The organism is Rhodococcus sp. USK10 (assembly GCF_019378875.1).
Taxonomy (GTDB): domain Bacteria; phylum Actinomycetota; class Actinomycetes; order Mycobacteriales; family Mycobacteriaceae; genus Rhodococcus_F; species Rhodococcus_F pseudokoreensis.
Genome location: NZ_CP076048.1, coordinates 2367444 through 2378826, shown reverse-complemented (window position 1 = coordinate 2378826; position 11383 = coordinate 2367444). Strand labels below are relative to the sequence as shown.

Genomic DNA, 11383 nt, shown 5'->3' with positions numbered 1-11383 from the left:
AGGAGGCAACCGTGACCGTGCGACATCCCACACCGGACGACGACGACATTGCCGTGGTCGGTATCGCCGCGCGCTACCCCGAGGCCGCGAACCTGGCGGAATTCCGCGCCAACCTCGCGGCGGGCCGGGATTCGGTGCGTCCGCTGTCGCGGTCCCGGGCCGAGGCGACCGGGCTGGGGCCGCCGTCCCACTATCACCCGATGGGTTTCGTCGAGGACATCTCCACGTTCGACTACTCCTACTTCACCCTGTCGAAACGGGAAGCGTCGCTGATCGATCCGCAGCAGCGGCTCGCGCTGGTCCTCGCGTATCAGGCGGTCGAGGACGCCGGCTACTCGGTGGCCGATTTCCGGGACAGCGCGACGGCGGTGGTGTTCAGCGCCGCCGCGTCGACGTATCCGGCGATGTGGGCGGAACCGGGGGTACTGAGCACGCTGGGCAACGTTCCGTTCGCCGTTCCCGCCCGGATCGCGTATCACCTCGGACTCACCGGACCGTGCTACGCCGTCGATTCGGGATGCAACGGATCGCTCATCGCGGTGCACCACGGCTGCCGGGAGCTGCGGTCGGGTGACGCCGACTTCGCCATCGCCGGCGGAGTGAGCTTGCGCGTGAACGGTATTCGCGAGGACATGGCGGAGGGGTCCGCGGAACTGATGTCACCCGGCGCGCGCTGCCGGGCATTCGACGCGAACGCGGACGGCACCGCGGTCGGCGAGGGGGGAGCGGCGCTTCTCCTCACGACGATGGCACGTGCCCGCGCCGACCGCCTCCCGATCCACGCCGTGATCCGCGGCACCGCAACAGTGTCCAGCGGTCATTCGTCCGCGACCATCAGCTCCCCGAGCGCCCGGGCGCAGGTGGCCGTCATCTCCCGGGCCTGGCAGAACGCGGGCCTCACCCCGGACGACGCCGGCTACCTGGAGGCGCACGGGTCGGGAACCCCGCTCGGTGACGCCGTCGAACTCGAAGGGATCGCGGCCGCGTTCCGGGACCGGCCGGGCGTCCTGGCGATCGGTTCGGTGAAGACCAACATCGGGCACCTCGACCACGCGGCCGGGGTGTCCGGCCTCGTGAAGGCGATCATGGCCGTCGAGCACGGCGAGCTGTACCCGTCGCTGCACTTCGAACACCCCACCGGTGGAGTCGACCTGGCGGGCATCGGCATCGAGGTGGTCACCGGGGCCAGGACCTGGAGCGACGAGACCGGGCCGCGGCGGGCGGGGGTGAGTTCGTTCAGCCTCGGCGGCATCAACGCGCACTGCGTGGTGGAACAGCCACCGGAGCGTGCGGTCGCCGTCCGACCCGGCACCGGTACCACCCGGCTGGTCGGGGTGTCGGCGAAGAGTGTGGGCGCGCTGGCCACGCTGTGCGCCGAACTGGCGACGGCCGTGCGCGCGTACGACCTCGACGACGTCGTCTTCACCCTCAACCGCGGCCGGCCGCACCACGACCACCGGGTGGCGGTGCAGGCACGCAGCATTGCCGAACTCTCGCGGTCGCTCGCCGTCCGTGCCGCGGAACTGGGCGCCCGCGGCGAAAACTCCACACCGGCGACCGCGCTGCGTCCTGCGGTGGCGTTGCTGCTGTCACCCGACCGGATGCCTGCCGCGCTGCGCGGCCGGGACCTGCCGCCGGAGCTTCCCGCCACCGGCGACGAGGCGGACTTCCTTGCCGGGCAGATCGCCGTCCACCGGGAACTCCGCGCCGCCGGCGTCACCGTCGACGCCGTCCTCAGCGGCGGAGTGTCGCGTTACGCCGCCCGGTATCTGCGGGATCCACTGTCGGCGGTGGACGCCGCCGACGTCGCCGCCGCGGCCGCGAACCCCGCGTTCGACACGGACAGGCTCGTCGCCGTCGCGACGGGAATGCTTGCGGACGGACCCGTCGTCTTCGTCGAGCCGAGCCCGGCGGGGCGCCTCGGCGCACTACTCGCCGACGCACTCCGGGACGCCGACATCCTGCGAGTGGCGGACACATCCGAGGCGGTCACCGACCTCCTCGCCGGGCTGTACGAACGCGGCGTCGACCTCGACTGGGCCGCCGTCGACGTCGGCGACGACTCCGCCTGGCGGGTGCGACTGCCCGGTCACCCACTACGCGGTTCGCGGTGCTGGTTCGACCTCCCGGGCCGGCCGGACTGGACCGGAACACCGGACGTCCCTTCGGCGGAACCGGACCCGCGGCCGGTGACGGCCGCACCGGAAGACAGCCTCGACTGGCTGCAGACGGCACTGCGCGAACTGCTCCACACCGAGCGGGACGTCGACGCAGAAGACGACTACTTCGACCTCGGCGGGAACTCGCTCATCGGCATGCAACTCGTCGACCGGGTGTCGGACCGGTACGGAGTCCGGCCCAAACTCATCGACCTCTACGAGCGGCCGAAGGTGGCGGACTTCGCCGCCCTCCTCGCGGACGGCACGTCCGCGGCCGGCGGGCTGCCGCCGATCACATCGCGGGGGCGGCATGTGATGTCGTTCGGCCAGGTACGCATGTGGTTCCACCATCAGCTCGACGCCGCCACCACCATCTACAACCTCCCGATGGTCAGCGACCTGCACGGTCCGATCGACGAATCCGCCGTCCGCGGAATGTGGGACGATCTCGCCGCGCGGCACCGGGTGCTGCTGTCCAACTACGTCGAGATCGACGGGGAGCCGGAACTGCGGATCCGCGACTCCCTCGGCGACTTCTTCCGCACCGCCGACGTGTCGGGGGAACCGGATCCGGTGGCCGCGGCCCGCGCACTGGTTCACGAGGCCGCGGCGGCGCCGTTCGATCTGGCCACCGACCCGCTCGTGCGGGCACTGCTGATCAGGCTCGGCCCGGACGAGCACGTCCTGCAGGTCACCACCCACCACTCCGTCAACGATGGGGGTTCGCCGAGGATCTTCGAGCAGGAACTGCCCGCCCTGTACGCGGCCCGCCGCGCCGGTCGCCCCGCCGGCCTCGCGCCGCTTCCCGTCCAGTACTGGGACTACGCCCTGTGGCAGCGGGAGTTGATCGCGAGCACCGCGCTCGACGGCGAACTCGACTACTGGAAAGCAGTTCTCGACGACGTCCCGCTGCTGCGGCTGCCCACCGATTTCCCGCGCCCGGAGCGGAAGAACTTCACCGGGGCGTTCCACACATTCACCGTGTCCGAAGAATTGACACGGAGCCTGCGGGACGTGGCGCGGCGGGAGTCCGTGTCGCTGTTCGTGGTGCTGCTCTCCGCGTTCTACCTCCTCATGGCGAGCCGGAGCAGGCAGCGCGACCTCGTTGTCGGGACACCGACGACCGGACGCAACCGGCCGGAACTGTCCGGCATGATCGGGTACTTCAACAGCACGGTGGCCCTGCGCGCCGACCTGTCCGGGGACCCGAGCATCTCGGAACTGTGCGCACGGGTGCGGGACGTCGTGCTCGGTGCCCTCGAACACCAGGAGATCCCGTTCGACCGTGTCGTCACCGCGCTCACCGGCGACCGGGACCTCAGCCGGACACCACTGTTCGACGTCTGTCACGTCCACCAGGAACTGCCGGCGCTGCAGTCGCAGCACGGACTCACCGAGACTCTGTTCGACCAGGACGACCCCGCCGCCATCGCGTTCGGCGGGGTGCCGTCCGGCACGGCCAAGTTCGATCTCACCCTCGTCACCACGGAACGGGGCGGCGAGGACGACATGGCCGCGGGACTCGAATTCAGCACGGAGCTGTTCACCGAGCAGACCGCCGCCGCGCTGTGCGACGAATACGTCCGCATCCTGGAGGGCATCGTGGGATCGACTCGCACGCAGACGATCTCCGTGTTCCTCACTGACTCGTCACCCGCCCCGGTGCCTGCACCGCCTCCGGTCGCGGCGCCGCTGGTTCCGGCCGACCGGCCCCGGCCGCCCTCCGACGGCACCGGACCGCCGAGCTATTCCGTGACACGGGTGACGGCGACGCTCGACGGACACCCGGACCTCCCGGAACTGCTCGCCGCCTGGCTCACGCTGCTCGCCTGGTACACCGCGCAGGACGAGGTGGCGGTGGCCGCGCCTCAGATCGTGGCCGTGGACTTGTCCGCCGAACCCACCTACCCGGAACTGGTGGAGACCGTGCGCCGGGAGTTGTTCGCGGATCGCGGCGCGGCCGACGCGGCGGCGCAGCACTTCCCGGTGCGCTGCGACGGTGAACGCGGAGACGGCGACGAGCCGGCGGACCGGTCACCCATCGAACTCGGGCTGTCGTGGATCCGCGGCCCCTCGGCGCTCACCCTCCAACTCGACTACGCCACCGACCTGTTCGACGCGAGCACCGCCGGTGCGATGCTCGCCGACCTCCGCGGGCTACACGCCGGACTGGTGGCTCACCCCGACCTGCCCACTCAGGAGGTGGCGATGGAATACGTGCATCAGGACGACACCGGTTTCACCACCGGCTTCACCTCGGGGGCAGCGCGATGAGGATCGGTGTGGTGGGGGCGGGGACCATGGGCGCCGGCGTGGCCGAAAGCCTGGCGCGGGCCGGCCACGACGTCACCGTCGTCGACCCCGACCAGCAGGCCGTCGAACAGGCCCGGTCCCGGATGCGCGACTCACTGCGGCTGGCGATACTCCTTGGCCGGACCGGCGGTCCGAAACCCGCCGAGGTCACCGCGCGGGTGCACTGGACCGGGCAGATCACCGATCTGCGTGACGCTTCCGTCGTCATCGAATGCGTCCCCGAGCGAATCGACCTCAAGGAGAAGGTCTTCGCCGAGCTCGACCGGGTCTGCGCACCCGGCACCCTCCTCGCGTCGTGCACGTCGGGCATCCCCGTCGACCGGCTCGCGGCGAGCACCACCAGGCCGGAACAGGTGGTCGGGCTGCACTTCATGAACCCCGCGCCGCTCAAGGACACCGTCGAGGTTGTGCGGGGCCCGCGGACGTCGCCGCAGTCGCTGGACCGCGCGCTGGCGCTCCTCACCTCGTTGGACAAGACCGGCATCGTCGTCGGCGATGGACCCGGATTCCTGCTGAACCGGGTCCTCATGCTCTGCATCGCCGAGGCCGCGGCCGCCGTCGGCGACGGGATCGCCGACGCGGAGACCACCGACGCGTTGTTCGAGGGCTGTCTCGGCCACCCGATGGGGCCGCTGCGCACCGCCGACCTGATCGGCCTGGACAACGTCCACGACACGATGACCGCGCTGTGCGAGTTGACCGGCGACGACCACTACCGCCCGCCGGCGACGCTCGTCGCCCTGGTCGAGGCCGGCCACCTGGGCCGCAAGGCCGGACGGGGATTCCATGAGTACCGGTGAGGTGCTGCCCCTCACCTACGACCAGATCGCGGTACTCCGCGCCCACCCTCCCGACAACACGTTCGGTCAGTACCTCGAACTCGAGGGCCCGCTCGACGAAGACCGGTTCTGTCACGCATTGCACCGGACGCTGTCCGAATGCCAAGGCCTGCACAGCACTTTCGTACTCGACGGCCCCGAGCCCGGGCAGATCGCCGGAACCGCGGTCACCGGTCCCGACGTCCTCGACGTCACCGGCCCTGGACAGCTCGCGACGACGTGGATCGACCGGGAACTGGCACGTCCGATGGACCCCGCCACTGGACCGCTGTACGTGCACGTCCTGTTCCGGCTGCCGCACGGCCGATACGGCTGGTTCCAGCGCTACCACCGCCTGGTCAACGACGACCCGGGCATGGCGGCGATCGGCCGGCGCACCGCCGAGGCCTACGAGTCGGGGGAGGCTGCCCCGGCCGCGCCGCCGGAGACCCGGCCGTTCGCGCCGCTCACTGTGCCACTGACATCCGACGCCCGCTACCGCGAGAGCGGCGCCTGGGCGGACGACCGGCGTTACTGGGAGCAATTGCTGGCCGGAGTGCCGCGACAGCCGATCCCACCCGGTCCGGTCTCCGAAGACGAGGACCAGCGCCACGCCACCATTCCCGCCGACGGCGCCCTCGCGCGGCTCGCGCGCGGCAGTGGCGGCGGCCCGGCAGCCGTCCTGCTCGCCGCGCTGGCGATGTACGCGCACAGCCACACCGGCATCGACGACGTGGTGATCGGACACCGGGAGCACGGCTTCACCACACCCGTGCGACTCACCCTCACACCGCATCTCACATTCGAGGCCTTGACCCGGAACGTGGGACTGCAGCTCCGCAGATCCCGCAGACACCGGTTCCTCGTCACCGAAGACGTTGCGGCGGAACCGTGGTCGGTGACCGGCGGAATGCGCGAACCCCTCGGCGTCGAGCGCATCGGGGAGAGTGTCGTCGCCGTCGTGCAGCGGTGGCACTGCGACGGCGTGAGCGTGGACGTGGAGGACCGGGACGGCACCTGGGTGGTCGACGTGCAGGGTCCGGGCGACGTACGGCAGTTCGCCCGAATCCTCACTGCCGCAGCCGCGGATCCGGGTGTGGGTGTGGGTGGGGTGGGTGTGTGGGGGTCGGGTGTGGGGTTGGTGCGGGGTGTGTCGGGTGTGGGTGTGCGGTTGTTGCCGGAGATTTTGGCGGGGGTGTGGTTGCGGGTGGGGGTGGGGTGGCGGTGTCGTGTGGGGGTGTGGAGTTGTCGTATGGGGAGTTGGATGGGTGGTCGAATCGGTTGGCGCGGGTGTTGATTGGTTGTGGGGTGGGTCCGGAGGTGGTGGTGGGGGTGGTGGTGCCGCGGTCGGTGGAGTTGGTGGTGGCGGTGTGGGCGGTGGTGAAGGCGGGGGTGTGTTCGTTCCGGTGGATGTGGGGTTGCCGGAGGTGCGGGTGCGGGAGGTGTTGGTGGATTCGGGTGCGGTGGTGGGGTTGTCGGTGTCGGGGGTGGTGGTGCCGGGGGTGGTGGAGTGGTTGCGGGTTGATGATGTGTCGGTGGTGGAGGGGTGTCGGGTGGGGCGGTGTCGGAGGGGGAGCGGTTGGGTGTGTTGGGGGTGGGGAATGCGGCGTATGTGATGTATACGTCGGGGTCGACGGGGCGGCCGAAGGGGGTGGTGGTGTCGCATGGGGGTTGGCGAATTTGGTGGAGGAGGTGCGGGTTCGGTTCGGGTTGTGGTCGGGGTGTCGGGTGTCGCATGTGGCGTCGCCGGGTTTTGATGCGGCGGTGTATGAGTGGTTGATGGCGTTTTCGGTGGGGGCGTGTTTGGTGGTGGCGCCGCCGGGGTGTTCGGGGTGCGGTGTTGGGGGAGTGGTTGGAGGTGGAGGGGTGTCGCATTGTTTTGTGACGCCGTCGGTGTTGGGTTCGGTGGAGGGGTCGTTGGGGTCGGTGCGGGTGTTGGTGGTGGCGGGGAGGTGTGTGGTGCGGAGTTGGTGGAGCGGTGGGGTGTGGGTCGGGAGTTGTTCGATGCGTATGGGCCGACCGAGGTGACGGTGCAGGCGACGGTGAGTGGTGCGTTGGTGCCGGGGGTGTGGTGACGGTGGGTGGTCCGGGGGTGGGTGTTGAGGTGGTGGTGTTGGATTCGTGGTTGCGGCCGGTGCCGGTGGGGGTGGTGGGGGAGTTGTATGTGGGGGTGTGGGGTTGGCGCGGGGGTATCACGGGTTGGTGGGGTTGACGGCGGCGTCGTTTGTGGCGAGTCCGTTCGGGGTGGGGTCGCGGTTGTATCGGACGGGGATTTGGTGCGGTGGGATGGGTTGGGGTCGTTGGTGTTTGTGGGGCGGGCTGATTTTCAGGTGAAGGTGCGGGGGCAGCGGGTGGAGTTGGGGAGGTGGAGTCGGTGTTGGTGTCGTGTCCGGGGGTGGGTGCGGCTGTGGTGGTGGGTTCGGGTGGTGGGTTGGTGGGGTATGTGGTGCCGGAGGTGGGGGCCCAGGTGGATTCGGGTGCGGTGGTGGAGTTTGCGGGGTCGGTGTTGCCGGGTTTCATGGTGCCGTCGGTGGTGGTGGTGTTGGGGGAGTTGCCGGTGACGGTGTCGGGGAAGGTGGACCGTGCCGCGTTACCCGCACCGGACACGGCCTCGCGCGGGCCGGACCGCGCACCGCGCAGTGCGGCGGAGGAAACACTGGCGTCCGTGTTCGCCGAAGTACTCGGAGTCGACAAGGTCGGATTCGACGAATCGTTCTTCGCGCTCGGCGGCGACAGCATCCTGTCCATCCGCCTCGTGTCACGCGCCAAGGCAAAAGGATTGGTGTTCACCCCGCAGCAGGTGTTCGAGCACCGGACGGTGGCCGCGCTCGCAGCGGAATCGGAGATCGCCGACCATGAAACCACGGTCGCCCTAGCCGAATTCGCGGGCGGCGGAATCGGCACCTTCCCGCCCACGCCGGTGGTCCGGTACCTGATCGAGCGCGGCGGACACTACGAGAGGTTCAGCCAGAGCGTGCTGCTCGACCTCTCGCACACCGTCGACGCCGACCGGATCCTCGCGACCGTCACCGCGGTGCTGGCCCGCCACGACATGCTGCGGTCGAGACTGTACCGGGACGCGAACGGACAGTGGCAGATGGAGACTCGCGCTCCGTCCGACGTCGATGCCGCGTCGCTGCTCCGACGGGTCGCTTTCGACCCTTCGGCCGATCCCGGTGCATCGGCAGACCTGATCGCGACCGAGCACCAGGCTGCCGTGGAGAGACTACGCCCGTCCGACGGGGTCGTCGTCCAGTTCGTGTGGCTCGACCCCGGGGCGGCAAGCGCGTCGGGGCGATTGCTCGTGGTCGCACACCACCTCGCGGTCGACGGGGTGTCGTGGCGGATTCTGCTGCCGGACTTCGCGGCCGCCTGGCATCAGGTGAGCGCCGGGAACGTGCCGGCACTCCCGGAACCGGCGACGTCGATGCGCCGGTGGGCGCACGCGCTGGCGGAGGAAGCCGTCCGGAGCGAGCGAACCGCCGAACTGGGGTGGTGGCAGAACGTCGTCGGGGGACCCGACCCGCTGATCACCGACCGCCCCCTCGACCCGGGCCTGGACGTCGCGACCGCCCTGCAGGACGTGAGTGTCGAGACATCCCTCGACGACACGTCCGTGCTACTCAGCCGGCTACCGGACCTGTATCACGGGGGCGCCCTCGACGTTCTGCTGACGGCGCTGGTGGTGGCGTCGTCGAGGTGGCGAGCCGAGCGGGGGATCCCGGGAACGTCGATGCTGATCCGATTGGAAGGGCATGGCCGTGAGCAGCAGGTGGTTCCGGGCGCCGACCTGTCCCGCACCGTCGGCTGGTTCACCACGGTCTTCCCGGTCCGCGTCGAACTCCGCGGCATCGACCTCGACGACGCGCTCGCCGGCGGCCACGACCTGGGCAGCGCGCTGAAGCGGGTGAAGGAACACCTCCGGGCGGTGCCGGACATGGGCATCGGCTACGGACTGCTCCGGTACCTCAACCCGGACACCGCGGGCAGCCTGCCGGACGCCGAACCGGGGCAGATCAGTTTCAACTACCTCGGCCAGGTCCCGGGTTCGGCGGCCGGCGACACCGCGGCCGGCTGGACCCCCGCCGACGGGTTCGGCGACCTCCGCTACGTCCCGGACCCGGACATGCCGGCGTCGGCCGCCGTCGAGATCAACGCGATCGTGATCGGCGGACGGCTCCGGGTCGGTTTCGGTTTCCCGGACACCCTGCTCGCGCGCGCCGAGGTGGAGCGGCTGGCGGCACGATGGCGGGAGGCGCTGTCCGCCTTGGTGTCCCACGCGCGCAGCGGGGTCGCAGGCGGGCTCACGCCCTCGGACGTTCCCCTCGTCGACGTCACCCAGGACGACCTCGACACGTGGGAGGACCGCTTCGGCGCGCTGACCGACGTGTGGCCGCCCACCCCGCTGCAGGCCGGGTTGCTGTTCCACGCACTGCTCGCGAAACCGTCGATCGACGCCTACACGGTGCAGGTGGAACTGCACCTGAAGGGCGCCGTCGACCCGGACCGGATGCGCCGGGCCGCGGCGGCACTCCTGGAGCGGCACCCGAATCTGCGGGTGGCGTTCGTGCCCGCGCGGGACGGCACGTTCGTGCAGGTGGTGCCCGAGACCGTCGACGTACCGTTCCGCGAACTCGACCTCACCGGCATGCCGGAGGCCGCGCGGACCACCGAACTGGAGCGCGTCCTCATCGCCGACCGGGCCGCGCCGTTCGACACGTCCCGGGCCCCCCTGGTGCGGTTCCTGCTCGTGTCGACCGGCAGCCGGGAATCGCGGCTCGTGTGGACCAACCACCACACCCTCCTCGACGGATGGTCGATGCCGCTCGCGATCCGCGAACTGCTCGCGCTCTATGTGGCCGGGGACGCCGACGTGTCGGCGCTGCCGCGGCCCCGGCCCTACCGGGACTTCCTGTCCTTGTTGCACCGCCGGGACCCGGCCGAATCCGAGGAAGCCTGGGCGACCGCACTCGCCGGCATCGACGGTCCGACACTGCTCCTGCCCGACGCACGGGGGCGGCAACTGTCGGCTCCTCCCGAGAGCGCCCAGTTCGCCGTGTCCGAGGAACTGACCGCCGAACTCACGACCCTCGCGCGGACTCGCAACACGACCCTGAACACGGTCACGCAGGTGGCGTGGGCCATCGTGCTGGGCGCCGCGACGTCCCGCGACGACGTGACGTTCGGGAGCACCGTGTCCGGGCGGTCACCGCACCTGCCCGGTGTGGAGTCGATGATCGGGCTGTTCGTCAACACCGTGCCCACTCGCATCACCCTCGACCCCCGGGAAACGCTGGGCGGCCTGCTGGACCGGACGCAAGCGGAACAGGCAGCCCTCCTCGACCACCATCACCTCGGCCTCGCCGACATCCAGCGCGCGGTCGGCACCGACATAGGGTTCGACACCGCGACCGTCTTCGAGTCGTACCCGATCGACCGGGGAGGACTGACCGAGGACACCGACCTCGCCGGAATCCGGGTGGTCGACGTGCGCGGCGTCGACGCCACGCACTACCCGCTGAGCGTCGCCTTCTCGGTGGACACACAGTTGCGCATGACATTCCACTACCGGCCCGACCTGATCGACCGGGCCACCGTCGACTCGACCGCGGAACAGGTCACCCGGGTGCTCGAGGCGATGGTGTCGGATCCGGGTGTTGGGTTGGGTGGGGTGGGTGTGTGGGGGTCGGGTGTGGGGTTGGTGCGGGGTGTGTCGGGTGTGGGTGTGCGGTTGTTGCCGGAGATTTTGGCGGGGGTGTGGTTGCGGGTGGGGGTGGGGTGGCGGTGTCGTGTGGGGGTGTGGAGTTGTCGTATGGGGAGTTGGATGGGTGGTCGAATCGGTTGGCGCGGGTGTTGATTGGTTGTGGGGTGGGTCCGGAGGTGGTGGTGGGGGTGGTGGTGCCGCGGTCGGTGGAGTTGGTGGTGGCGGTGTGGGCGGTGGTGAAGGCGGGGGTGTGTTCGTTCCGGTGGATGTGGGGTTGCCGGAGGTGCGGGTGCGGGAGGTGTTGGTGGATTCGGGTGCGGTGGTGGGGTTGTCGGTGTCGGGGGTGGTGGTGCCGGGGGTGGTGGAGTGGTTGCGGGTTGATGATGTGT

At 70.2% G+C, this 11383-nt stretch carries 5 protein-coding genes and 2 pseudogenes; all 7 read left to right on the top strand.

From position 1 onward, the window contains the following. The first annotated feature begins 11 nt into the window (after positions 1 to 11). A complete protein-coding gene (locus I1A62_RS18030; protein WP_219459316.1) occupies positions 12 to 4433 on the top strand; it encodes a condensation domain-containing protein in 4422 nt (1473 codons plus the stop codon). Further along, positions 4430 to 5272, top strand: coding sequence for a 3-hydroxyacyl-CoA dehydrogenase family protein (locus I1A62_RS18025; RefSeq protein WP_219459315.1), 843 nt, complete (start codon positions 4430 to 4432; stop codon positions 5270 to 5272). The genes I1A62_RS18030 and I1A62_RS18025 overlap by 4 nt, the downstream gene beginning before the upstream one ends. Further along, on the top strand, positions 5259 to 6587 hold the full coding sequence (locus tag I1A62_RS18020; protein WP_257890832.1) for a condensation domain-containing protein: 1329 nt from the start codon (positions 5259 to 5261) through the stop codon (positions 6585 to 6587). The genes I1A62_RS18025 and I1A62_RS18020 overlap by 14 nt, the downstream gene beginning before the upstream one ends. Next, positions 6569 to 6625, top strand: a pseudogene (locus I1A62_RS47230) (hypothetical protein); the annotation flags it as partial. The gene I1A62_RS18020 and the pseudogene I1A62_RS47230, both read left to right, overlap by 19 nt. A gap of 280 nt (positions 6626 to 6905) precedes the next feature. Further along, on the top strand, positions 6906 to 7070 hold the full coding sequence (locus tag I1A62_RS47225) for an AMP-binding protein (RefSeq protein WP_374710840.1): 165 nt from the start codon (positions 6906 to 6908) through the stop codon (positions 7068 to 7070). A gap of 585 nt (positions 7071 to 7655) precedes the next feature. Further along, positions 7656 to 11147 carry a condensation domain-containing protein gene (locus tag I1A62_RS18010; RefSeq protein WP_374710781.1) on the top strand — a complete coding sequence of 1164 codons (3492 nt, stop codon included), beginning with the start codon at positions 7656 to 7658 and terminating at the stop codon, positions 11145 to 11147. Then, a pseudogene (locus tag I1A62_RS47220) lies at positions 11129 to 11185 on the top strand (hypothetical protein); the annotation flags it as partial. The gene I1A62_RS18010 and the pseudogene I1A62_RS47220, both read left to right, overlap by 19 nt. Positions 11186 to 11383: the final 198 nt, after the last annotated feature.

Bases quoted from the DNA above. Each gene is read 5' to 3' on its own strand.
- I1A62_RS18025 (WP_219459315.1), top strand. From the start codon at position 4,430: ATGAGGATCGGTGTGGTGGGGGCGGGGACCATGGGCGCCGGCGTGGCC.
- I1A62_RS18020 (WP_257890832.1), top strand. From the start codon at position 5,259: ATGAGTACCGGTGAGGTGCTGCCCCTCACCTACGACCAGATCGCGGTA.
- I1A62_RS47225 (WP_374710840.1), top strand. From the start codon at position 6,906: ATGTATACGTCGGGGTCGACGGGGCGGCCGAAGGGGGTGGTGGTGTCG.